Source organism: Carnobacterium sp. FSL W8-0810 (genome assembly GCF_038007125.1).
GTDB lineage: Bacteria > Bacillota > Bacilli > Lactobacillales > Carnobacteriaceae > Carnobacterium_B > Carnobacterium_B inhibens.
This window is the reverse complement of the sequence record NZ_JBBOWO010000001.1, coordinates 1,215,331-1,239,505: the sequence shown is the minus strand read 5'-3', so window position 1 is coordinate 1,239,505 and position 24,175 is coordinate 1,215,331. Positions and strand designations below refer to the sequence as shown.

Below are 24,175 nucleotides of genomic sequence, written 5' to 3'. Positions count from 1 at the left end.
TAGTTTAAGAAGGACATGAAAATTGGAAATACATAATGGTAGAAGCTCTTTTTTTGACGGTAGTCTTTTAAGCCTAATAGGATGGAGCATTTTGGGCGCGGTTATAACGTTAATTACTTTTGGAATCTGTTATCCTTGGGCTTTATGCATGGTCTATGGTTGGAAAATAAACCATACTGTTATTGAAGGTAAACGAATGATATTTAATGGTTCAGCCTTTAATTTGTTTAGTCATTGGATCAAGTGGTTTCTGCTCACAATTATAACGATTGGTATATATAGTTTCTGGGTTACAATCAAGCTAGAAGACTGGAAAGCCCGTAATACAACATTTGTAAACTAAGTAAAAAAAGCCTAAAGAATATTGATTTAACAATATTTTCCAGGCTTTTTTGTTATCTATTACTAATCTAGTAAAATGAAGAAATTCACTGGTTTTACTTCGTTTATAAAAAATCACTCAACCTCTACCCTAACCAATCCATCTTTCTTCAATTCATATACTTGGTCACAAACTTCTTTTAAAAACATCCGGTCATGTGAAATAGTAATGATGGAACCTTTGAAGTTTTTAAATAATTTTCTAAGTTCTGGCTGGGATAACGGTGAGAAGTTTCGTGTAGGCTCATCTAAAAGCAATACATTCTGTCCTGATAAATCAATTTTCAGTAGTAACAATTTGGCTTGCTGTCCTCCTGATAATGACTGGATTGGATGATGCATTTCATCTGTAGTAAACCGCATGCTTCCTAGGTAAGTCATCACTTGAGTGCGTTCTTCACTGTCTCCAGTCTCACTAAGAAATTCAACTGGTGTTTCATCCAATCTTAAATAATCAGCATAGTTTTGCGGCATGTATCCAGCTGAAATATCTGTACGCTGACTTAGTTCTGTCCATAATTGCTTCAGCAATGTGCTTTTACCAACCCCATTTTGCCCAATGATTCCTATTTTTTGAGGAGCTCTAACTAGCAAATTCAATGAGTGAGCTAAAACTTTATCCCCCAATTTCACACTTTCATCTTCCAAATGGAGAATAGTCTTATTTGCAGGAAGAGATTTAGTGTTTGAGAATTTCACTAAGATGGCATCTGCTTTTAGTGGAATATCTTCAAAGTTTTCCTTTTCACGTTCAAAACGTTTCCCCATAGATTTTACTGCATGCATTTTCTTTTTGAGTAAGCGTCCTCCAGCTGGATCCTTCCTTGAAATGGTTCCTTGTGCGTGGTGCACACTACTTTCAACTTGCCGGTATTTTTCCATTTGATTCTGGTGTTCTTCCCGCTGCTTGTTGGCAACTTGAGATTGATGGTCATAGCGTGCTTCTTTTTGTTCAATGTATTCTTTATACGATAACTTGGACACAGTCGCGACGGGTACTGTCTTATGCCTTAACAGCTCGATCTGAATGACTTTGGTTGCTGTTGCTTCAAGCAAAGATTCGTCATGCGAAATGAAAATAATCGTTAGCGGTGTAGACTTTATAAAGTGCTCTAACCATTTGACTGTATCAAGATCCAAGTCGTTAGAAGGCTCATCAAGCAACAATAAATCAGGATCTGTTGAGAGTGCTTTTAGCAGCTGAACTTTAATTTTTTCGCCACCAGATAAACTGCCTAATGTTTGCGAACTTGTTAAGCGGTCAGCATCAAATCCAAGTTGCCCCACTAATTGATAGAGCATTTGGTAGTCGATATCCATAGCATCAGCTTGGCTGAAGAAGTACTGATCAACAGTATATTCCATATATTCTTGAGGTAAGGATTGCGGCAAATAAACGGTGCGACTGAACTGGTTGACCAATTCCCCTTCTGCTTGAATATACGATTCGATACTTTTATCTTCAAGAATCCATTTTAATAATGTTGACTTGCCATTTCCTTCTTCACCGATAATCGCTACCTTTTCTCCAGGATTGACTGTAAAACTCAAGTCCTTGATGATTTCTTTTAAATCCATTAAGTGGTGCAAGGTCAAATTTCTTACTTGTAACATACTGATTCCTCCTATCTAATAAATAAAAACGACCGCCAGCAAGTTTCTGCAGACGGTCGGTCAATTTCAATTAAACAGAGAGAATCCTAGTATGCCTATAGATGGCAACTCTATTACCGATTCAAAACGTTGTTTAAATGATTTATCTAAAAAAACCGTTGCAAAGAAACCCACCCTATTGGCAGAAAAAGTTTCTTCTTCAATTACGATTTGTTTTAGATAGTGTACATTTAAGCACAACCTTTCGATTTGTTAGGTACATTGTAGCAAGGATATGTATTTTGTACAATAATTGTGTCACATTAACCTGGAATTCAATGTACTGCAGTTGTTGTTAATGATATAGTTGTAGGTTAATAAAAGATGTTTGAGAACCTAATAAGCTCTACACTAATAATCATAAAAGGCAATTCTGGAAGTAGAAAAACGATGTTTGCACAATTACTACAAAAGTAATTTGATCGTGGTCAAGCTATGCTTATCTTGTGAAATATCATATAGTCCATATTAAACAGTTAAATTTATTAAATAATTTCTAAAAGTATCTATACTTTATTCTCCAATACTATAGAATCCAATATTCTTTTTCATTTCATCTAATGTTTTTTGGGAAATTTCAGATGCTTTTCTGGCACCTTCTTTTAAAATATTTTCAATTTGATGCTTATCTTCTAATAAAAATTTCACTTTATTTTGTAAAGGTTCCAATTCATTAATTATTGTTTCCGCAACATATTCTTTAAATTCTTTGTATCCTTTTTCTTTAAATAGCTCAACTATCTCAGACGATTCTCTCCCATTTATACAACAAACTAAATCAATTAAATTTTTCACCCCGGGCTGTTCATCAGTATAGTTTACAATTCCAATTGAGTCTGTGACTGCTTTTGATATTTTTTTTCTAATTATATCTGGTGAATCCATAATTAAAATGTATCCATTAGGATTTGAAGTTTCTGATTTAGACATCTTTTTTGTTGGATCTTGTAAATCATATATTTTAGCTGAACCAGTATTCACAAAAGGCTTTGGTATTTTAAATACGTTAGAATATGTATTATTAAATCTATTAGCTAAATCTCTTGTTAATTCAACATGTTGCACCTGATCTTTACCTACGGGAACAACTTCGGCTCCATATAATAATATATCAGCAGCCATTAATAACGGATACGCAAAAATACCTGTAGGAACTGATTCCTTTACACTTTTAGATGACTTTTCCTTGAATTGCGTCATTCTATTTAATTCACCCATATAACTGTTACATGTTAATAACCATGCAGCTTCTGCATGCTGATGTACATGAGATTGGATAAAAACTATATTTTCTTTTGGATCAATTCCTGCTGCAAAATATATTGCTGCAATCTCTATACTTCTTTTCTTCAAATCTTCCGGATTTTGGTGAACTGTAATAGCATGTAAGTCAACAATACTAAAAATTCCTTGATAGGTATTTTGAAGACTTACCCAGTTCTTAATTGCACCTAGATAATTACCTAATGTAGGATCCCCTGTTGGTTTTATTCCTGAAAACATAACTTTTCTATTGTCACTCATTTCTTTCTCTCCTCTTTTTATCCAATATTTTTATTTCATTATAAATGTCTACATTTATTAACTCCAAATTTATATACCGTATGTACTTGAAATTGTTAGATGAAATTAACAATCTTTTTCCGTTTTTCAGAGCTTTCAATACAACTGCATAAGCATCAAACAAATCTATTTCAAAGATCAGTTCAAAAGTCACTGCAACTATATATTTCATTGATATAAATTCATTTAATTTGATTCTTTTAGGTATTAAATACAATTTATACCTAAATTCAACACTCTTATGATTAATTAGCCATGAGTTATAGAATTCATTATCTCTTACAATTGTAGTCCATAATTTTAAAAAAACGGCCCTTAAGTAATCTTCATTTAATTTATTATACTTTGTAAATATCTCAGGTAGAATTTTATTATTCCTAGTGTAACATGTTGATTCTAAATTATTAAATATTTTTATATCATGTACGAATTCTTCAAAAGTATCATTATAATGAACACAATTTTGAATTAATGATTTAGAATATTTTTTTCTTATTATTTTTTCTTCTATTTATTTGATTTGACTAGTTTTTTGAAGATTGTTTCTCTTTTTTCTAATGATTTTCCAATTCCATCTAAAAAAGACCTTTTCATTCTATATTTTGAATTTTAAAACCAAGATTCATCATCAATAAAACTTAAATATTCTTCCCCTTCTTGAAGCCCTGTTCTGATGAACTCATTGATTTCAGTAAATTCAATTTTAGAAATTTCACCAGCATCATATAAAAATTGGTAAAGTTTTTTCAAAGCTGAACCATTTTGTTTAAGGGATGTATGTGAACTCATTAAGTTTTTCCGTACAAAAAAATTACCAAGAAAATTCTCTATTGATTCTACAGAATTTATAGGAGTTACTTTTTCATACTCAGCTAAATAAATATTTAGATAAAAATCAAGATGTTCGATATGACGTTTTACGGTTTTTCCGCTTAAGTCTTTTACATCTATCATATACTTTTTAAAAGCTGCTAACATTTTTTCATTGTTTTCAGTTAGTTTTTCTATATAGTTCTCCTATTGCTGCTCGGATAAAGTTGAAGCATCTAATTGAGAAAGCTCACTGTAATTCCAAGACTTTTCAATAGAATACGGTTCCCCTTCAATAACCTCTTCCAATTTCAACGGTTTGTTTAGAGCATCTCGCAACGCTTCTGCACTATTCCTATATCCTTTTTTGAACAATCTTGTATGAATATAGTTACTATAAAAAACCATCTTTTCTCTATTTATCGTTTGGTTGATATTTAATCTAAGACTAATTAATTCTTCTGCCACCAAATTGATGCTTCCCATCACTGAACGATTAGAAGTAACAGCTACTTGGATACCTCCAGCAAGATTTAAATACTCATCATTTTTTTCATTTGTAATTCCTGCAATATCAAAAGTCATCCGAATAGCTTCAGGTATTAGCTTAGGTAATTGCTTTTTCTTTTGTGCATTGATATCTTGCAGAATAATAGGGTTATAAGTTTGGTCATTGAGCAGAATTATAACTTTTTTTTCGATTTACATTAATATAATTTGCATGCCATGAAAATAATGGATTGACTTGTGCAAACTGTTTCCCATATTCTTTATCATTTATACTTGGCAGGTTCGAAAATAAAGGTTGTGCTTTTTTAGTGGCTCCGATAATCATTTGCATTCCCCTTTCACATTTTTTGTTTGTTCATTTTTTAGTGTCTGTAAATACTCATTACTTTGGGATTCAAATAAGTATTAGTTTCAAAAAAAGCATCTAACTTATCAACTGCAAGTTTTGAACAATTGATTTTTTCATACCCTACTTCATCCATCTCGTATTTATCTAGCCATGTATGCCATAATTCTATTTCTTTATAGTCTGTCTTGATATTATTTAGAAAGTCTTTCATCAATGTTGATAAGGATTCACTATTTAGACTTTCTATCTTATAGATATACTTCTTTTGTGAATAGTATCTAGCAAAAGGATTCTGGTTATCCTCATAAATTTCCAGCTCGTTCTCTTTTTGTTTACTATCAAAAAGAAAAAATTTTTCATCGTCATTAATATTTAAGCCATTCAAAATATTGCCAAAAATGTTATGTATATCTTTTTTAGTATACCCTAGTTTTACCAAATCATTAACTGATTGAATATCATTATTAAAAATAGGCAATTTAAAGTCAGTAGCTAAAAAATTATAGACGCTTATGTTAACTCCTCCTTTATAAAATTTCAAAAAAATTTTTTTAAACTCCAAAAATTTATTATTATGAATACGACTGTTTTTTATTTATAATAATACTATAAAACCACTTAAAGCAATAGACTAGCAAAATAATTTTAACAACAAATATATTTAAATATTGCTACATTCAATTTGAAATTGAATGTTAAAACTAACGGCTTTTATAAAATGGGAGGAAATACTTTGGTGAATAAATTTGATGAGTTTTTAAAAATAACTACTTTGTTAAATGAATCAGGTATAACACCTCTGCTCATGGGATCATTGGGATTAGAGTATGTGACTCAAAAAGATTGGAATGCGCGAGATGTAGATATACACGTTCCTGGTGATCCTAGAGGATGGGAAGCTCCAGATAATGTTCGAATTTACAATTGGACTATTATTTGTACTATCATGAAAAAATTAGGCTATCAGCTGATTGATCTCCATGAACATGAATTTAGTAATGGATTATTTAGTGTTGAGTATGGCGTAATAAATACTTTACCAAACTCAACAGGTATCTCTGTTGATCAGTTAGAATTAAAGACCGAACATGGAGCTAAATTTTTCTTGCCTTCAGAAGAACAGTACTTAAAAATATATACATCTTCTTTCCAAGATAGTTATAGAGCTGAAAAAAATAATTATAAAGATCTCAATAAAATTCAATATTTAAAATCAATAGTATATTAATAAACTCCTTTAGACCTTAATGATATTGATTAAGTTTATTCCTTAATTTTCTTATTGGAGAAACTTTGGAAGATGAAATAAAAAATTTATCCTATATAAATCTCTTTTTTTCAGAACATCGTAATAAACACATTTTGAACTCTCGGTATCAGATTCAACTTTAAAAGAAAGATAATATTTGCCATAATTTCCAATAAGATATGTGGTAATCAGTCAAACCCACCAAAGCATAATTTAGGTAAGATGTAAAACCGTATTCTAGTATCTTCTCATTTGTTATAATGTAAGAAAAGGAATCAATTGGAGGTCAGTAAATGAGCGCAGAACAAGTACAAAGAACAGTAAATCAGTTAAATAAGGATATAGCTTCTTTGGAAAAAAAGATGGCTGACTTGGTTAAGAAAGAAGCCGATAAAACTAAGAAAATTGGAGCAACACAAAAAAGTATCACAAAAAACACATCAGCTTCTACGTTAAGAACAAAAAACCGCCAAATAGAGGGCTATCAGAAAGATGTATCTAAAATCCTTACAGATAAAGCTGACATCAATAAAAAAATAGCTGATAAAAGGAAGAAATTATCCGACGCAACATTAAAACTACAAAAAATAGAAACCACACAAGCAAAGTCTTTAGCTAAACAGCAAGATAAAGTCTTTAGCTAAACAGCAAGATAAAGTCTTTGCTACTTATGAAAAACAAATTTTAGATTTGACAAAACAAGTAACAGAACAATCCGCTATTACAACATCTTCAGAGAATATATTTAATTCTGATGGTGCAGAAGATTTTGATGTTTTTCTATCTCATGCGGCGGAAGATAAAGAAAGTTTCTGTGATGAATTTTCAAATATTCTACAAGAAACTTATGTATTGAAAGTCTGGTATGACAGTATCTCTATAAAATGGGGAGACAGCATTAGAGCAGAGATTGATAAAGGTCTTAAAAAATCTAAATTCGGTGTAGTTATTCTATCTAGAAATTACATTAAAAAGTATTGGACAAACTATGAATTAGAAGCTCTTTTTCAAATAGAATCCAATGGGGGAAAAATAATCTTACCGGTTTGGCATGATATTACAAAGAAAGAAATCCAAGAATTCAGTCCGGCTTTAGCAGGTAAGCTTGCTATGAATACAGGAATTATGACACCTAATGAAATTGCAGAAAAATTGAATGAACTTTTCCAATCTTCTCAAGAAGAATAAATACGTAAAACAAGTGATTGATTTTAATTGCTTGTTTTTCTTTATAAAGTGCAATAAAAAAAAGCTGAAACCCTTTATGTATAAAGGCTTACAGCTCTCCTGTTACTATTCCCACTCGATTGTTGCTGGTGGCTTGCTCGTAATGTCATACACGATGCGGTTAACGTGTTTCACTTCATTTACGATACGAACAGAGATTTTTTGCAAAACATCCCATGGGATACGAGCAAAGTCACTTGTCATACCATCAATTGAAGTAACTGCACGAATTCCGATAGTGTAGTCATACGTGCGTCCATCTCCCATTACTCCGACACTGCGGAATCCAGGAAGAACAGTGAAGTATTGCCAGATGTCACGGTCAAGACCGGCAGCAGCAATTTCTTCTCTTAGAATGTAGTCGCTATCGCGAACGATTTCTAGTTTTTCTTCTGTTATTTCACCAATTACACGAATTCCTAAACCAGGACCTGGGAATGGTTGACGCCATACTAGGCTTTCAGGCATTCCTAATTGGATTCCTAATTCGCGAACTTCATCTTTAAATAAAGTGTTTAATGGTTCAATCAATTTGAATTGCATGTCTTCAGGAAGTCCACCTACATTGTGATGTGATTTAATTGTTTGCGCAGTATCTGTTCCACTTTCGATCACGTCAGTGTAAAGCGTGCCTTGAGCTAAGAAATCAACACCTTCAAGTTTTGTTGCTTCATCATCAAAGACATAAACAAATTCATTTCCGATGATTTTACGTTTTGTTTCTGGATCGCTAACACCAGCTAATTTAGTCATAAAACGTTCTTTCGCATCTACACGAATGATGTTCAAGCCAAATTTACCAACTAAACTTTCCATTACTTGTTCGCTTTCGCCTTTACGCAATAAGCCGTGGTCAACAAAGATACACGTCAATTGATCGCCGATTGCTTTTTGTAATAGAACTCCAACAACACTTGAGTCTACTCCGCCTGATAATCCAAGCAATACTTTCTTATCGCCAACTGTTTCGCGAATAATTGCAATTTCAGATTCAATGAAATCAGCAATGCTCCAGTTTCCTTCACAACCACACACATCAAAAGTAAAGTTTTTCAACATTTCATTTCCGTGTTCTGAATGACGTACTTCAGGGTGAAATTGAACTGCATGGAAATTCTTTTGTGGGTTAAACATTGATGCAATTGGACAATGTGGGCTAGTTGCAGAAACAACAAAACCTTCTGGAACTTGAGTAACTAAATCTCCATGGCTCATCCAAACTGTTTCATTTTCAGCTAATGAGTTAAATAAAGGAGCTTGTTGTTCATTGATATTGATGCTTGCTTTACCATATTCTCTATTTTGACTGCCTTCAACTCTACCGCCTAATGCAGTTGTCATCAATTGCATACCATAACAAATTCCTAAAATAGGAATACCTAAATTAAAGATTTCAGGATCAACTGAGAAAGATCCTTCATCATATACACTCATCGGTCCGCCAGAAAAAATGATTCCTTTTGCATTCATGTCTTTTAATTCTTCAGCTGTCACTTTATGAGACAGTAATTCAGAATAAACTCCCAATTCACGAATACGTCGTGTAATCAGTTGATTATATTGACTTCCAAAATCTAGTACTATCATTTTTTCAACATTTGTTAAATCTGTAACCATTACCACACAGTCCACCCCAAACTATTATTTTCAACTCTTTGTTATATTTTTTCATTCTACCGACTATTTTAAGCAAGGTCAACCGCACTTTTTATGTATCCCTTACCACTCTAATATTTTTTTAATAAAATTTGGTCAATGTAATGATTATCTGTTTTATGAATAATCAATTCTGCTCTATTTTTAGTAGGCAAAATGAACTCTTTTAAATTTTCTAGATTTACTGTTTTCCACACTCCGCGAGCCATCTCGAATGCAGCTTCTCGGTCCCCTTCAGCATAAGAAGAATAATAATTTCCTGGCTGCTTGAATGCTGTACTTAATAGCAGACCAAATCGTTCTAAATACCATTTTTCGATTAATGCAGCTTCAGCATCTACAAAAATAGAGAAATCAAAAAAATCACTGATATAGATTTGTTGATTCGCAGGAAGTTGCAAGACATTTATACCCTCAACGATCAGGATATCCGGTTGTTCTAATACATGCTCTTCCCCTTCAATAATGTCATAAAACTCATGAGAATAGACTGGTGAAACAACCGATGATTTCCCATTTTTCACATCTCCTAAAAAAGAGATCAATTGCTGCATATCATAACTTTCTGGAAATCCTTTACGGTTCATAATATTTTTTTCCACTAACGTTTTATTGGGGTATAAAAAGCCATCTGTCGTGATCAGTTCCACAGATTTTTCTTTATAGACTCTAGACAACATAGTTTGTAACAACCTTGCTGTCGTACTTTTTCCAACAGCCACACTTCCAGCGATTCCAATAATATACGGTTTATGAATCACTTCTTTTTTTAAAAATTTATTTTTTTGAGCTTGCAAGTATTCATAATTTTTCAAGTATGCATCTAAAACATGCACAATCGGTATATAAACCTCTTCAACGTCTGTAATCGAAATTTGGTCATTTAACCCTTTCAACTCTTGTAATTCATTTGAGGATAATGGTGCAATACCATCGCTATTAAGTTTTTTCCATTCGTCACGCTCAATGATATGAAATGTGGCAGACTCTTTCATATATTTATTAGACCCCCGAGTTCCTAGACTTCCGAACTATTGTACCAAATTTACGCTTCTTTTTATAGTTTTTATTCTCCTATAAACGTATAAGCAAGCTATCTTAAAAGAAACTTAACTAGGCATTTAGCTTAAATATAGTGTAGTATATATTTTGGTATAGAATGAAGAATCTTTGTATAAAATAATATTAGACTAAAAAGGAGTACATCATGGAAAAGGGTAAACAACAAAAAATTGAAATTTGGGGAGATGTCGTTGAATTAAAAGAATTGATTATCGCTATTCTTTTATCCAGCGGTTCTACTATGGGAGCTTATTTTTTAGCACCCAGCGATGATAAAACAAAGCAGCTATTTTTTGGTTTAGCTGGAGCCGTTATCGGTTTTATTCTTTCAAGTATTTTTATTAAACCTAAAAGAGTAATTACACTTGAAGACGAAAAAAAAGACTAGTTAATTAAGAACGAAGTATTGGAGAGAACAAAAATATGGAAATGTTATTGTTGGTTCAAATGGTTATAGCTGCTCTTGCAGCCATTGTTTTATATACTTTTATAGGATTTATACCGGGTACAGATGAAACTTCTGTCTTGATGCCCGTCACATTAGCTATTATTTTGGCTGGAACAGAACCCATCATTGTTCTCACTTTTTTTATTTCAGCTATTGTTACGTTAAATCTAACCAATTCAATGCCCACTGCTTTAGTTGGGCTTCCTGGAGGTGTTCTTTCTAGTCCAATGATCGAACATGCGTTATACTTAAAAAACCGAGGCCTGTCTGAGATCACAATTAAGAAAATGGCTTCTGGTGCCTTGATTGGAACAATTATCTCTGTTCCTGTGGCTTTACTAGTAGCTGACCTATTAACACCTTTTGCTGAGATCATTCAGCCTTATTCGTCACTACTATTTGTTATTGGAGCTGTTTTCCTTTCTTTAATAGGAAAAAATAAATTATTATCTTTAATCAGTATTCTTCCCTTAGCTATGCTTTTTCAAGGGTTGCGTCATTTATATTGGGGAATTGGTGTTGTACCAACAGACACCAATATCACCACATCATTCTTTCTAGGAATCACAATCGGTCCTCTCATTATTTCCCTTCTCTCACTGTTTAATAAAGAGAGCCGTGAAAAAATGTTGACCTCTGAATATAAAAAAATTGCACTACCTAAAAGTACATCTGCTCATCAAACAATCAATCCATTCAAAATATTATCTAAAAGTGAGCTTAAGGCAGCATCATTTTCAGCTCTTCTCTCTAACTTTATTTTTGTATTAAGTCCGGTTGGATTAATTATTCTATTTGGTGAATTTGTTTCCAATAAGAAAAAAGATCCGGTTGAAAAAGCTTCTACAGCAATTATTACTATGAGCGCCTTAGCACAATCCACTTATCTTTCTGGGATTATTATTCCTTTGATTGCTTTAGGGATCCCTTTGTCTCCTACCGCTATTGGTCCTGGAAGTCCGTTATTTAACGCCCCGCCAGTGTTTACCGTTGATCATAATTTGCACCATCTATTGAGCAAAGGTGAATTTACTTTGGCTATTTTAATTGGTTCGATTCTAGCTGCTCTTATCAGTTACATTGTGATCAATCGTTATGCTGGAAAAATCTCACAATTTGTTTTACAAAAAATTCCTCATGAAGCTATTTTAGGATTATTTATTTCCTTCATTTTATTATTAGCCTACATGGATGCGGGTTTAATTAATATCTTTGGTGTTCTCTTAATCGGCATCACTAGTGGGACCTTAAACAAAATGGGCATGAATTACGGTATTCAATTTATGACATTATATGCGGCTCCATGGTTAGTCGAAAAAATAGCTCAGTTTTAATTCAGCTCAATATACTAGGAATAAAGGAGTTACAACATGTTAAAAACTAGTCAACCTGCCGTGGGAACTGCAAATGGAAAAATCATTTTAATGGGAGAACACTCCGTCGTTTATGGAGAGCCTGCCATAGCCATTCCTTTTCCTGCCACACATATCGAAGTGACTATTATACCAGCTGAAGGACCGGTTCAATTAGACTGCGTCTATTACCGAGGCAACTTGGCTTCAGTTCCTAAACATTTAGAAAATCTAAAGGCTGTAGTAGAATCTACAGTGAATGAATTACAACAAGAACTAAAGAATTTTAAAGTGATCATTAAAAGTACGATCCCGGTTGAAAGAGGCATGGGTTCGAGTGCTGCTGTAGCCGTTGCGATGGTGCGGGCACTATTTAATTATTTTGCTGTCACTTTAACAGATGACCGCCTCCTATTGTTAGCAAACGTTTCAGAAACGATTGCTCATGGAAATCCAAGCGGCTTAGATGCTGCGATGACAAGTGGCAGACATCCGCTTTACTATATAAAAGGTGAACCATTCGTTCCTTTTCCATTATCTATGCCTGCTTACTTAATTGTGGCAGACACCGGATTAAAAGGCCAAACAAGAGATGCTGTTGCTAGCATTGCTCTATTAAATAAAGAAGACTCTGAAAAAACAATGCTGTCTATTCATCAATTAGGAAATTTAGCCAAACAATCAAAACTTGCAATAGAATCCACTGATCCTGTAACATTAGGCTTGGCTATGAATAAAGCTCATGAAATCCTCTCCTCTTTAGGGGTAAGCAATGACACGTTGAACCATTTAGTGACTACAGCAAGAACACATGGAGCATTAGGTGCAAAATTGACAGGTGGCGGTCGCGGTGGCTGCATGATTTCTTTAGCATCCGACAAAGAAACAGCAATCTGCATTTCAAATGCTTTATTAGAAGCTGGAGCAGTAAATACATGGACACATCAATTAGGAGATGACTAAATTGAGCAACGAAAAAAAAGTACGCGCTTATACAAATATTGCTTTAATTAAATATTGGGGAAAACGGGATGACCAATTGATCTTGCCTACAAGCAGCAGTTTGTCTCTTACTCTGGACGCTTTTTATACAGAAACATCTGTATCTTTTGATGATTCTCTTGAAAAGGATGCATTTTATTTAAATGAAACTGTTCAAGATGAAGCTGCTACTCAAAAAGTTAGCCGCTTCTTAAATTTATTTAGAGAACAATCCGGTATGAAAGCACCTGCTATAATTAAAAGTACAAATTATGTCCCAACAGCAGCTGGATTAGCTTCTTCTGCTTCTGGGATGGCTGCACTAGCCGGGGCTGCTAATTTAGCAACTGGTTTAAACCTCTCTCCGCAAGAACTGTCTATATTTGCAAGACAAGGGTCTGGTTCAGCAACTCGCAGTATCTATGGTGGCTTTGTCGAGTGGCAAAAAGGAACTTCTTCATCCGATTCTTATGCTGTTAAAGTAGACGATGCGAATTGGGATATTGGAATGGTCGTAGTTGTGGTAAATAAGAAACAAAAAGAACTGTCTAGCCGTGAAGGCATGAAACTGACAGTTGCAACTTCTCCTTTTTATCAAGGATGGATCGATAGTACCGCTGTCGATCTTGTGAACATAAAAAATGCCATTAACGATCGTGATTTCGAACAAGTTGGGGCTATTACGGAGAGCAACGGTATGAAAATGCACGGAACAATGCTAGGTGCAAATCCTCCAATCTCTTACTGGGAACCTGATAGTGTGTTGGCAATGCAATTAGTCAGACAATTACGCAAACAAGGAATTCCTTGTTATTTTACGATGGATGCAGGTCCAAACGTCAAAGTCCTTTGTCGTTTATCAGATAGTGAAAAGATCAAAACAGCTTTTTTAGACTACTTCAATGAAGACCAACTCATTATCTCTGGACCAGGAAGTGATTTAAAAGAAATCACACTCTAACAAGCTAAAAAAACAAGGTTTTACTACTTAGGAGGAATTACAGTATGATAGAAGCTTCTGCACCTGGTAAGTTATATATTGCGGGCGAATACGCCGTTGTTGAACCAGGTCATCCAGCTATATTAGTAGCTGTTGATCAATTTATTACCGTATCACTTGAAAAATCTGAACACGTAGGAAGCATTACGTCTTTTCAATATGGAAATCTTCCTGTACTATGGAAACGCGAAAATGATCGTTTAGTGCTTGATAAACGTGAGAACCCTTTTCACTACATTTTAGCAGCTATTCGTTTAACAGAAGAATACGCGAAAGAACAAGGAAAAGAATTGTCTTTCTATCATTTAACTGTCGATAGTGAATTGGACAGCTCACAAGGTAAAAAATATGGGTTAGGCTCAAGCGCCGCTGTGACGGTCGCTACAGTTCAGGCTTTATGCCGTTTTTATGGCATCACAGATAACAAAAATGTTGTATTTAAATTAGCCGCTTTAGCTCATTTATCTGTTAAAAGCAACGGTTCATGTGGTGATGTAGCAGCAAGTGTTTATGGTGGTTGGTTAGCATTTACAACATTCGATCGTGATTGGGTATCCGAACAACAGGAACAAAAAAACGTGAAAGAATTGATTGAAATGGAGTGGCCTCATTTATCGTTTACTCCATTGACTCCTCCAAAAGACTTACGCTTAGTTATTGGATGGACGGGTTCACCGGCATCAACGTCTCATTTAGTAGATGAAGTAACCACTAAACGAAGACAAGATGCAATGGCATATGAAACCTTTTTAGAAGAAAGCAGACGATGTGTCAACACAATGATTCAAGCTTTTCAAGAAGGAAATGTCGAAGAGATCCAACATCAAATAAGAAACAACCGCCAACTCTTGCTTAAAATGAGCCAAGATACTTCTGTGACAATTGAAACACCTGCTTTATCAAGATTATGCAAAATGGCAGAAGAATTTAATGGTGCTGCTAAATCCTCTGGAGCTGGCGGCGGAGATTGTGGCATCGTGATTTTCAATCGAAAAGAAGGTTTATTGTCACTGATTACAGATTGGGAAAAAGAAGGCATCACAAACCTTCCTTTACATGTTTACAAAAAAACGGATGCTTAATTGTCCTTCTTTTTTGGATAAAAATTTTTGGAGGATCACACTATGAAACCAATGAATAACCGGAAAAATGAACATGTTTCTTTAGCAGAAAAATTTGCTAAAGACGCTAGAAAGTCTGATTTTGATTCTTTCCGTTTTGTCCATCATTCTTTTCCTGAAATGAGTGTCGCTGATGCTTCTCTTTCCACTTCATTTGCTACACTAGATATGGAATTTCCTTTTTACATTAATGCTATAACCGGCGGCAGCACTTGGACGAAAAAGGTCAATGAAAAATTAGCTTTAATTGCACGAGAAACGGGTATCGCTATGGCAACAGGTTCCATTAGCGCTGCTCTTAAGGATCCTACTGTTAAAGATAGTTTTACAATCGTTAGAGAAACAAACCCTACTGGTAAGATTTTTGCCAACTTAGGTACTGGACAAACGTTAGAGAATGCTAAAAAGGCAATCGATTTGATTCAAGCTGATGCCCTACAGATTCATGTGAACTCTCCTCAAGAGATTGTTATGCCTGAAGGAGATCGTGATTTTTCTAACTGGTTAACTGAATTAGAAAAAATTGCTCTAAACGTTTCTGTGCCTGTTATTGTTAAGGAAGTAGGCTTTGGTATGAGTCGTGAAACCATAAAGCAGTTGTCATCAATTGGGGTCAAAACGATTGACATCAGCGGTCAAGGTGGAACAAACTTTGCTCAAATCGAAAACTACCGTCGAGAAAGTGAAAAATTAGATTACTTAGAAGGTTGGGGCCAATCTACAGTTATTTCTTTATTAGAAGCGCAACCCTTTATAGACCAAGTTGAATTATTAGCTTCAGGTGGGATTCGTAATCCTTTAGATATTGTTAAATCCTTATCTCTAGGTGCCCGTGCGGTCGGTATCTCAGGTCTTTTCTTGCATATGGCTCTAAGAGAAGGAGTAGAAGCTACTGTTTTAGAAGTGAATGCTTGGAAAAACCAAATTGCCTCTATTATGACTCTGCTTGGAAAAAAATCAATCAGCGAATTGACTAATACTGATATCATCTTATTAGGCGAAGTTAAAGATTGGTGCGATCTTCGCCGTATTGACGCATCAAGCTTTGCAAATCGTTCTTCAATAAATTAATTTAACTACACAAAAAGAAGATGAGACAATCATAAAAATGACTGTTTCATCTTCTTTTTTCAATAGCGTTATTTAATCGTTGTTTTTCAACATGATCCACTTCTGTGTATCTTTAAAACCTAAATGCTGATACATTCGCCCTGCATCAGGATTAGAATAAAAAAGGCAAGCCGTTTTATTATTCCTGATACAGTCATTCACTAAAGCAGCCACTACAGCCGTTGCATACCCTTGTTTACGATAGCTTTCAATTGTTCCTACAGCAATGATCATCGCTGAGAGCTTCGTTTCAACTGCAATTCTTCCTGTTGAAACGATCTTACCTGTATCATCTTTGATAACTTGGATAGCATTTAAGTTACGCTCCAATTCATCAGCAACCTCTTCTGCTGATGGCAGGTTTTCCATCCCTGCTTCTCTTAAACAATTAAGATAAGAATCGATGTCTTCTTTAGATAAAGGCAAAACTTGTTGAAGAAGCGGACTTTCTATCTCCAACTCTTTGCATTCAGCTAAATACGATTCTTCTTTTTCATAATTCTCAAATTCTTCTTCATACTGAGCAATAGCATCCTCACTACCAGATATGTGTACGGGAGTTAAACTCTGGATCAAAGGTATAAAAGTGTCTATTCCTTCAAACTCTTTCCCATGAATAGGCATAACATTATTTTTGTAGCGGACCAGTACTCCACTGATTGTATCTTTACTATCAACATAAGCCCAAACATCTAAATTAAAATGATCAAAACCATATGTTTCAATGTCACCAATAGCAAATAAATTTATACTTGGTTCTTTATATAAAAAATTTAGTAACTCTTCTCGTTGTTTCTCATCGCACTTATAAATCAATCTAGTTCCTCCTCCCAATAACATCCTTATTCCCTTTTAGTATACGTTTTTTACAAAAAAAATGTATCATTATGCACTTCAATTTTAATAATTTTTTTTGAGGAGTTAAACCAAATAGACCATTAAAGCAATGGCTGCAATACCAAGTACCATAGACCATAAAAGACTTTTCGTTTTATAAGCCACTATAAATACAAGAACGGATGGCAGAAGCTTTATATTAACGATTGGATTCACATTGAATTGACTTTCCCAGAAAAAAACATCTGAAAAAATCAACGCTGCAAATATTGATACCGGTACAAATGACATCCATTTAGATATTTTCTCTGGAACGGACCGATTGCTTAACACAAGCATAGGTAAGACACGAGGCAAATAAGTCACTAGAGCCATTCCAAAGATAAGCTGCACTTGTTGACTAGTCATATTCTAATCCTTCTTTCTGTTGATTTTTTTGTTTATTTGCTAAATACTCATCAGCAAAATATCCAATAAAAGAAGCTAGAATTGCAGCAATAACTAATGCAATCGTATGTTGTAACCATACCGTGAAGACAACCGCTAGTACCCCAGCTGCTAGTCCTACAAAAACATATAACTTAGAAACAAATTGGCTGACTAATAAACTAATAAACATAGCAATTAAAACATAATTTATAATGGTCGTATCAATTTTCCAAGCACTTCCGATCATTCCTCCAACAAGCGTACTTAATGACCAAGACAAATAAGCTAATATATTGATGGATAACGCTTTGTTAGCCGTCCATTCATGATTTTTAAATTGATTGTAATTAATAGCAAAGGATTCGTCCGCTAGAGTATGGCTGAAAAACAGTGTAAATAGTAAAGATGGTTTCTTAATAAAACCAGACATGCTTGAACTCATTAATAAGTGACGCAAATTTAAAAAGAACGTCATCGTTATAATAGCTGAAACTGAAGCTCCCATACTTACCATTGAAGCAGCCATAAACTGAGCAGCTCCCCCAAAGACAAGCAAACTCATTGCCAAAATAGTTGGGGCATTAAATCCTGCATCATATAAAACCATACCTCCAGCTAAACCTAATGGTACATAACTAATAATGACTGGATAACTAACTTTAAATCCATCCACCCAATCCTGTTTTTCCATTTTATTCCCTCCTAAACGAACGTGTAAAAATTAGTATATCATATCATTAAATTTTACATGGTTATTTTTGTAGTTAAACTACTATAAAATGATCATTTTTTCTTAAATTAGATTGTAACTCATCTTCACTTTTGATAATGTAAATCTATTGAAGGGCTTATGAAAGGAATGGCTAATTATGTTAAGAAGATTGATTTTCAGTTCGTTTTTTATTAGCATCATTTATTTTTTACTATATTATTTTGTACCTGCACTTAAAAATGCTGTCTATAGTGGCGGATTTTGGGCTGTCTTACATGCTTTGATGGGTGTCATTTTAATCATTGGTGTTTTTGGTATCATCCTTTTTACGCTTCACTATTTATTTTCAGATCCAAATAAAAATTAACGCAAAAAGAGTGTTGAGAAAAAATCTCAACACTCTTTTTATTCATTCAATAGATTAGTCGATGATCACTTCATGAATAAGTGGAATCGGCGTAGCTGAATCCGCTATTGTGATTCCTTCCCAGATCTTTTGTTCTACTTCTGGCACTTCTTCTTGATTCGTGTGGATCGTTAATAATGCTTCGCCTTTTTTAACAGCGTCGCCTACTTTTTTATGCAAGACGATTCCAACAGCTAAATCAATTTCACTTTCTTTTGTAGCACGTCCAGCTCCTAACATCATAGCCGCAATTCCTAATTCATCTGCTATGATTTCAGAAATAAAGCCATCTTTATTTGCTAAAACATCTATTTGATAATCTGCTTTAGGTAATAACTCTGGATCATCAATAACGCTCGTATCTCCACCTTGAGAAGCGATAAACGTTTTGAACTTCTCTAATGCTTTTCCATTTTCAATAGATTCTTTTAACAAACTTCTTGCTTCATCTAAATCTTTTCCAATACCAGCTAAATGAACCATTTGGCTTCCTAAAGTTAAACACAAATCCATTAAATCAGCTGGTCCTTTACCATTTAATGTATCAATAGCTTCTTTAACTTCTAATGCATTTCCGATAGCAAAACCTAGTGGTTGGCTCATATCAGAAATAACAGCCATAGTATTACGTCCTACACGATTTCCGATTTGAACCATTGCATGAGCTAATTTTCTAGCATCTTTAGTTGTTTTCATGAAAGCTCCTGCTCCGGTTTTCACATCTAAAACAATTGCATCTGCTCCAGCAGCAATTTTTTTACTCATAATTGAACTTGCGATCAATGGAATTGAGTCAACTGTACCTGTCACATCTCTTAGAGCATATAATTTTTTATCTGCTGGTGTTAAGTTTCCTGATTGCCCAATAACGGCTACTTTATTTTCATTTACCAATTCAATAAATTTTTCTTGTGTCAATTCTACGTGGAAACCTGGAATAGATTCTAATTTATCAATCGTGCCACCAGTATGACCTAAGCCGCGTCCACTCATTTTAGCAATTGGAACACCTAGACTTGCCACTAAAGGTGCCAAAACAAGCGTTGTAGTATCGCCAACTCCTCCGGTTGAGTGTTTGTCTACTTTTATACCTTTGATAGCTGACAAATCAATTTCTTCACCAGAATGAACAATACTCATTGTCAAATCACTTTTTTCACGATCATCCATATCATTGAAATAAATTGCCATTAACATTGCACTCATTTGGTATTCTGGAATTTCCCCTACAGTATATTCTTTTATCATTGTTTGGATTTCTTCAGTTGTTAATGCTTTACCATGTTGTTTTTTTGTAATTAAATCGACCATTCTCATTTATCGTATACCCCTCTTTATCTAAGTTGATTCATTTATTTTATCACACCTACAGAAAAAACGTTTTCATAACTTGTTCATTCTAACAATTCTCTCATGTATGCCAAATCAATTAGCCATAGAAGATGCTTGATTTGAACTAAAAAAGAAAAGCATTAGTTTCTTCTTTAGTTCAAATGGATTAACGAGCTTCTATAACTTCTAGTCCTGATTCACGCCCCACAATAATGGTGTTAACACGGTTCAAAAACAAGCCATGCTCCATAACCCCTGTTAGGCTATCTAACCAGCCAGCTAATGAATTAGGATCTTCTATCTTATCCATTTGTAAATCGATAATATAATGACCGCCGTCCGTTAAGTAAGTTTCTTCTTTGTCATTTTTTCTCATAGTTGGATGGAATCCTTTTTCTTCAAAAATACGTACTAATTGTTGACTCCCATAAGGCATTACTTCTACCGGTAAAGGAAATGCGCCTAGCGTTTCAACCATTTTGCTTTCATCAACGATCCATATCACTTTATCAGAATAGTCCGCAACGATTTTTTCAAATAAAAGAGCTCCGCCGCCGCCTTTTATTCCTTGATAATGTGCATCAATTTCATCTGCACCGTCAATCGTTAGATCAACTTTTTCTACTTCATCAATAGTCTTTAAAGGAATGCCTAATTTTTCAGCTTGTTCTTTTGTACGAGTAGAAGTAGTTACTCCCGTAATAGATAATCCTTCTTTTACGCTTTTACCAAGAGCCTCTACCATATAATAAGCAGTCGATCCTGTGCCTAATCCAACGACCATACCTTCTTTTACATATTCTGCTGCCTTTTCTCCAACTAATTGTTTTAAGTTCACCTTTCCTACTCCCCTTTTTCATCTGTTTTATTCTCCATAAGTATAGCATAATGCTTGGTTTATTGATCATAGACAACAAAAAAACTGGAATAGAATTACTATTCCAGTTTTACCAATGCGAAAAACAGCTGATTCGGACAAACTTCTATTAAATCGAGACCGTACGTATCTATCGGGGTCGTTCCGCATCCTGTAGTTGAGTTGCACTTCCCAGACACTGGGCTATTTTCAAGATTTGACGCAATGCGCGGGATGCTCTTGCTTTCAATTCTTGAAAATCGCTGTGTGTCTGAACGGGAAGTTCCCCATCCTTTAGTTGAGCTGCGTGTCTCAGCTCCTAGGAAAAAAGATGAAATTTCCCTCGAGGCGTTAGCCTCTTGCGGGAATTCCCCTGTTTTTCTACGGAGCTAGACGAGACACTCCGCATCCTTATTTTCTGTGCATTTTGAATTCTAGGAAGTAGTCATTGTAGATGCCAATGTATTGCGATCCTAGATCTTCGTATACTTCTAGATTTTTCATGGTTTCTTCGTTTGGATAAAATTGTTCATCTTCGGTTATTTCAGCTGGCAAGAGTTCCAATGCTGCTTTATTGGGTGTGGAATACCCAACATATTCTGCATTTTGAGCTGCATTCTCTGGTTCTAACATAAAGTTGATAAACGCATAAGCCGCATCAAAGTTTTTAGCTGTTTTAGGAATAACAAAGTTATCAAACCATAAGTTAGAGCCTTCGCTTGGAATAACGTAATGAAGATTTTCATTTTCCCATAACATTTCTGAAGCTTCGCCAGAAAACGTTACAGCAACTGATGCTTCTTCTTGAATCATATACATTTTGATTTCATCAGCAACAATAGCTTTTACATTAGGAGTCAAACTATCTAACTTTTTAGCTGCTGCAGCTAGTTGTTCGTTATCTTTTGAGTTTAACGAATACCCTTCGCTATTCAATGCCAAACCGATAACTTCACGAGCACCATCAATCAGCATAAGTTCATTTGTTAAATTGGGATTCCATAGATCATCCCAATGTTGGATCGCATCTTCTTCTACAAATTTGTCATTGTAAATGATTCCCAAAGTACCCCAAAAATAAGGAATAGAATATTGGTTGTCTGGATCAAATGGCTGGTCTAAGAATTGAGTATTGATATTCTCAAGGCCTTTTATTTTTGAGTGATCCAATTCAATCACTAAATCTTCATCAATCATCCGTTCAATCATATATTCACTGGGAACGGCAAGATCATAATTCGTCCCGCCTTGTTCAATTTTGGTATACATCGCTTCATTAGAATCAAAAGTTTCGTAAGTCACTCTATATCCCGTTTCATCTTCAAACTTAGTGATCAATTCTGGATCGATGTAATCTCCCCAGTTGTACAAATTCAAATTGTTTTCTCCTGTAATTCCCTGAGCCTTTTCCAGTTGATCAGCACCAAGATATAATCCTGCACAAACTATTAAAATAGCTAAGACCATTAAGACTAATTTTTTCATCGCATGCCCACCGCCTCAGCATGTTGTCGTTTTTTATTTTTTTGTTTTTTTGTCATATTGTGTTGTTGAATAAAGTAGTAACCAACAACTAGAATCAGAGCAAAAATAAACATTAAGGCACTTAAAGCATTGATTTCCAAGCTCACTCCTTGTCGAGCTCTTGAATAGATCTCTACAGCTAATGTTGAAAATCCATTTCCTGTTACAAAGAACGTTACTGCGAAATCATCTAGAGAGTAAGTAAATGCCATAAAATAGCCTGCTAAGATACCAGGAGTGATACTTGGCAAAATAACTTTTATTAGTACTTGCCATGTATTTGCACCTAAATCCCGTGCAGCTTTAATCATCGTATCATTCATTTCTTGTAATTTCGGCAATACCATCAAGACTACAATGGGAATACTGAAAGCTACATGTGACAATAACACAGACATAAAACCTAACCTAAATCCAATAAAGGTAAATAAAATCAAAAAACTTGCTCCAATAATAACATCTGGTGAAACCAGCAAAATGTTATTAAAACCCAATAGTGTATTTCTTGTTTTTCTGGTTTTTAAGAAGTAAATCCCTATTGCCCCAAATGTACCAATGATAGTGGCTAGTAAAGAAGACAATAATGCAATTAAAAACGTATCTAAAACAATCCCAATCAGCCGTGAATCTTCAAATACAGCCTTATAATTATCCCAAGTAAAACCAGTAAAACTATTCATTGTTCCACCATCATTAAAGGAGAAAAAAATCAAATAAGCGATTGGCGCATATAAAACAATGAAGATAAAAATGAGGTAAAGATTTGACCATTTAAACCTTTCTTTTTTCATTTACGAATTGCCCCTTTCTTTTTCTTTTCTCCTGTAAAGAGCATGATCAGAACCATAGCCACAATTAAAACGACTCCAATAGTTGAACCCATGCCCCAGTTTTGTGTAACGAGGAAGTGCTGTTCAATCGCTGTACCCAAAGTGATTACGCGGTTTCCTCCGATTAAACGCGTCAACATGAAGAGCGATAATGATGGAATAAAGACTGCTTGGACTCCGCTTTTCACGCCATTTAATGTCAAAGGAAAAATAACTCTTCTAAAGGTCTCAAAGTTATTGGCACCTAAATCTCGACTAGCTCGAATAAAAGAAGGATTCATTTCTTCAAGAGCATTAAAGATAGGCAAGATCATAAATGGAATCTCTATATAGGTCGCAACCGCTAGAAAGCTAAGATCTGTAAACAAAATTTGCTGTCTTCCTATCCCTATAAAAGAAAGAAAATCATTCACTGTTCCATTTGCACTAAAAATTCCAATAAAAGCATAGGCTTTTAATAATAAATTAATCCATGTTGGTAAAATAATCAGTAAGAGCCATAATTGTTTATGCTTTGTTTTACTCAATAAATAAGCTGTTGGGTAACTAATAAGCAAGGTAAATAAAGTAATCAAAAACGCATACCAAAATGAATTTAGTGTCATTCTTAAGTATGTACCGGATTGAAAATAAGCTTGGTAATTGCTTAAAGTAAATTGTCCTTCCACTGTGAAAAATGATTGATACACAATTAAAACTAAAGGAGCAACAACAAATAAGAGTAACCAAAAAGCATAGGGTATAAAATAAACCACTTTAGATTGTTTTGTCATTTTT

The 24,175-nt window shown here is 34.4% G+C and carries 27 protein-coding genes; 11 read left to right on the top strand and 16 right to left on the bottom strand.

Annotation, left to right across the window (positions count from 1 at the left end; genetic code table 11):
* The first annotated feature begins 22 nt into the window (after positions 1–22).
* Positions 23–343 carry a DUF898 family protein gene (locus tag NST49_RS06030; protein ID WP_341047552.1) on the top strand — a complete coding sequence of 107 codons (321 nt, stop codon included), beginning with the start codon at positions 23–25 and terminating at the stop codon, positions 341–343.
* A gap of 113 nt (positions 344–456) precedes the next feature.
* Here NST49_RS06030 and NST49_RS06025 read toward each other — a convergent pair whose 3' ends face one another.
* The 6 genes from NST49_RS06025 to NST49_RS06000 all read right to left on the bottom strand — a co-directional run bounded on the left by NST49_RS06025 (position 457) and on the right by NST49_RS06000 (position 5,807).
* Positions 457–1,995, bottom strand: coding sequence for an ABC-F family ATP-binding cassette domain-containing protein (locus NST49_RS06025; RefSeq protein WP_341047551.1), 1,539 nt, complete (start codon positions 1,993–1,995; stop codon positions 457–459).
* 552 nt (positions 1,996–2,547) lie between these two features.
* The gene (trpS, locus tag NST49_RS06020) at positions 2,548–3,558 is read right to left on the bottom strand and encodes a tryptophan--tRNA ligase (RefSeq protein ID WP_034537301.1); all 1,011 of its coding nucleotides are present in this window, start codon (positions 3,556–3,558) and stop codon (positions 2,548–2,550) included.
* Between the two features lie 648 nt (positions 3,559–4,206).
* Positions 4,207–4,575, bottom strand: coding sequence for a site-specific integrase (locus NST49_RS06015; RefSeq protein ID WP_034537304.1), 369 nt, complete (start codon positions 4,573–4,575; stop codon positions 4,207–4,209).
* Positions 4,576–4,614: 39 nt separating this feature from the next.
* Entirely contained in the window at positions 4,615–5,046 is a 432-nt protein-coding gene (locus NST49_RS06010; RefSeq protein WP_445662729.1) for a DUF6933 domain-containing protein, read from the bottom strand.
* Positions 5,047–5,077: 31 nt separating this feature from the next.
* A complete protein-coding gene (locus NST49_RS06005; protein ID WP_156098850.1) occupies positions 5,078–5,242 on the bottom strand; it encodes a DUF6933 domain-containing protein in 165 nt (54 codons plus the stop codon).
* Between the two features lie 37 nt (positions 5,243–5,279).
* The gene (locus NST49_RS06000; RefSeq protein WP_341047547.1) at positions 5,280–5,807 is read right to left on the bottom strand and encodes a hypothetical protein; all 528 of its coding nucleotides are present in this window, start codon (positions 5,805–5,807) and stop codon (positions 5,280–5,282) included.
* A 177-nt stretch (positions 5,808–5,984) separates the two neighbouring features.
* Here NST49_RS06000 and NST49_RS05995 point away from each other — a divergent pair, with 177 nt between their 5' ends.
* The 3 genes from NST49_RS05995 (at position 5,985) to NST49_RS05985 (ending at position 7,703) form a co-directional block, all read left to right on the top strand.
* Positions 5,985–6,494 carry a phosphoribosylanthranilate isomerase gene (locus tag NST49_RS05995; RefSeq protein ID WP_432803430.1) on the top strand — a complete coding sequence of 170 codons (510 nt, stop codon included), beginning with the start codon at positions 5,985–5,987 and terminating at the stop codon, positions 6,492–6,494.
* Positions 6,495–6,808: 314 nt separating this feature from the next.
* A complete protein-coding gene (locus NST49_RS05990) occupies positions 6,809–7,159 on the top strand; it encodes a hypothetical protein (protein ID WP_341047545.1) in 351 nt (116 codons plus the stop codon).
* Between the two features lie 46 nt (positions 7,160–7,205).
* Positions 7,206–7,703 (top strand): toll/interleukin-1 receptor domain-containing protein, encoded by a 498-nt coding sequence (locus NST49_RS05985; protein WP_341047543.1) that lies wholly within the window; start codon positions 7,206–7,208, stop codon positions 7,701–7,703.
* Positions 7,704–7,808: 105 nt separating this feature from the next.
* On the opposite strand, the gene guaA is transcribed toward NST49_RS05985, so the two are convergent.
* Positions 7,809–9,359, bottom strand: a complete 1,551-nt coding sequence (gene guaA, locus NST49_RS05980; protein WP_034537308.1) for a glutamine-hydrolyzing GMP synthase — start codon at positions 9,357–9,359, stop codon at positions 7,809–7,811.
* Between the two features lie 110 nt (positions 9,360–9,469).
* Complete coding sequence (coaA, locus tag NST49_RS05975; protein ID WP_034537309.1) at positions 9,470–10,393, bottom strand: type I pantothenate kinase; 924 nt, start codon at positions 10,391–10,393, stop codon at positions 9,470–9,472.
* Positions 10,394–10,605: 212 nt separating this feature from the next.
* Here coaA and NST49_RS05970 point away from each other — a divergent pair, with 212 nt between their 5' ends.
* Genes NST49_RS05970 through fni form a run of 6 tightly spaced genes read left to right on the top strand, consistent with a single transcriptional unit; the run spans position 10,606 to position 16,433 of the window.
* Positions 10,606–10,848, top strand: a complete 243-nt coding sequence (locus NST49_RS05970) for a hypothetical protein (protein ID WP_023178818.1) — start codon at positions 10,606–10,608, stop codon at positions 10,846–10,848.
* A gap of 35 nt (positions 10,849–10,883) precedes the next feature.
* Entirely contained in the window at positions 10,884–12,242 is a 1,359-nt protein-coding gene (locus NST49_RS05965) for a tripartite tricarboxylate transporter permease (protein ID WP_034537312.1), read from the top strand.
* Positions 12,243–12,278: 36 nt separating this feature from the next.
* Positions 12,279–13,223, top strand: a complete 945-nt coding sequence (gene mvk, locus NST49_RS05960; protein WP_251165605.1) for a mevalonate kinase — start codon at positions 12,279–12,281, stop codon at positions 13,221–13,223.
* The gene (mvaD, locus tag NST49_RS05955; RefSeq protein ID WP_341047537.1) at positions 13,216–14,202 is read left to right on the top strand and encodes a diphosphomevalonate decarboxylase; all 987 of its coding nucleotides are present in this window, start codon (positions 13,216–13,218) and stop codon (positions 14,200–14,202) included. Before mvk ends, mvaD begins: the two co-directional genes overlap by 8 nt.
* 44 nt (positions 14,203–14,246) lie before the next feature.
* On the top strand, positions 14,247–15,323 hold the full coding sequence (locus NST49_RS05950; protein WP_251165607.1) for a phosphomevalonate kinase: 1,077 nt from the start codon (positions 14,247–14,249) through the stop codon (positions 15,321–15,323).
* Between the two features lie 42 nt (positions 15,324–15,365).
* Positions 15,366–16,433, top strand: coding sequence for a type 2 isopentenyl-diphosphate Delta-isomerase (gene fni, locus NST49_RS05945; protein WP_251165608.1), 1,068 nt, complete (start codon positions 15,366–15,368; stop codon positions 16,431–16,433).
* 72 nt (positions 16,434–16,505) lie between these two features.
* On the opposite strand, the gene NST49_RS05940 is transcribed toward fni, so the two are convergent.
* The 3 genes from NST49_RS05940 to NST49_RS05930 all read right to left on the bottom strand — a co-directional run bounded on the left by NST49_RS05940 (position 16,506) and on the right by NST49_RS05930 (position 18,429).
* Complete coding sequence (locus NST49_RS05940; protein WP_034537319.1) at positions 16,506–17,288, bottom strand: GNAT family N-acetyltransferase; 783 nt, start codon at positions 17,286–17,288, stop codon at positions 16,506–16,508.
* A gap of 105 nt (positions 17,289–17,393) precedes the next feature.
* Positions 17,394–17,717, bottom strand: a complete 324-nt coding sequence (locus tag NST49_RS05935) for an AzlD domain-containing protein (RefSeq protein WP_034537320.1) — start codon at positions 17,715–17,717, stop codon at positions 17,394–17,396.
* Complete coding sequence (locus NST49_RS05930) at positions 17,710–18,429, bottom strand: AzlC family ABC transporter permease (protein ID WP_341047535.1); 720 nt, start codon at positions 18,427–18,429, stop codon at positions 17,710–17,712. Before NST49_RS05930 ends, NST49_RS05935 begins: the two co-directional genes overlap by 8 nt.
* A gap of 178 nt (positions 18,430–18,607) precedes the next feature.
* Here NST49_RS05930 and NST49_RS05925 point away from each other — a divergent pair, with 178 nt between their 5' ends.
* Entirely contained in the window at positions 18,608–18,817 is a 210-nt protein-coding gene (locus tag NST49_RS05925; RefSeq protein WP_023178829.1) for a hypothetical protein, read from the top strand.
* Between the two features lie 54 nt (positions 18,818–18,871).
* Here the strand turns inward: NST49_RS05925 and NST49_RS05920 are convergent, their stop codons facing one another.
* The 5 genes from NST49_RS05920 to NST49_RS05900 form a co-directional block, all read right to left on the bottom strand.
* Complete coding sequence (locus tag NST49_RS05920) at positions 18,872–20,173, bottom strand: pyrimidine-nucleoside phosphorylase (protein WP_341047533.1); 1,302 nt, start codon at positions 20,171–20,173, stop codon at positions 18,872–18,874.
* 181 nt (positions 20,174–20,354) lie between these two features.
* Positions 20,355–21,026 (bottom strand): ribose-5-phosphate isomerase RpiA, encoded by a 672-nt coding sequence (gene rpiA, locus NST49_RS05915; protein WP_341047531.1) that lies wholly within the window; start codon positions 21,024–21,026, stop codon positions 20,355–20,357.
* 429 nt (positions 21,027–21,455) lie between these two features.
* On the bottom strand, positions 21,456–22,529 hold the full coding sequence (locus tag NST49_RS05910; protein ID WP_341047530.1) for an ABC transporter substrate-binding protein: 1,074 nt from the start codon (positions 22,527–22,529) through the stop codon (positions 21,456–21,458).
* Positions 22,526–23,359: an ABC transporter permease gene (locus tag NST49_RS05905; protein ID WP_023178834.1), complete on the bottom strand. Its 834-nt coding sequence runs from the start codon at positions 23,357–23,359 to the stop codon at positions 22,526–22,528. Before NST49_RS05905 ends, NST49_RS05910 begins: the two co-directional genes overlap by 4 nt.
* Entirely contained in the window at positions 23,356–24,171 is an 816-nt protein-coding gene (locus NST49_RS05900) for an ABC transporter permease (RefSeq protein ID WP_034537326.1), read from the bottom strand. The genes NST49_RS05905 and NST49_RS05900 overlap by 4 nt, the downstream gene beginning before the upstream one ends.
* Positions 24,172–24,175: the final 4 nt, after the last annotated feature.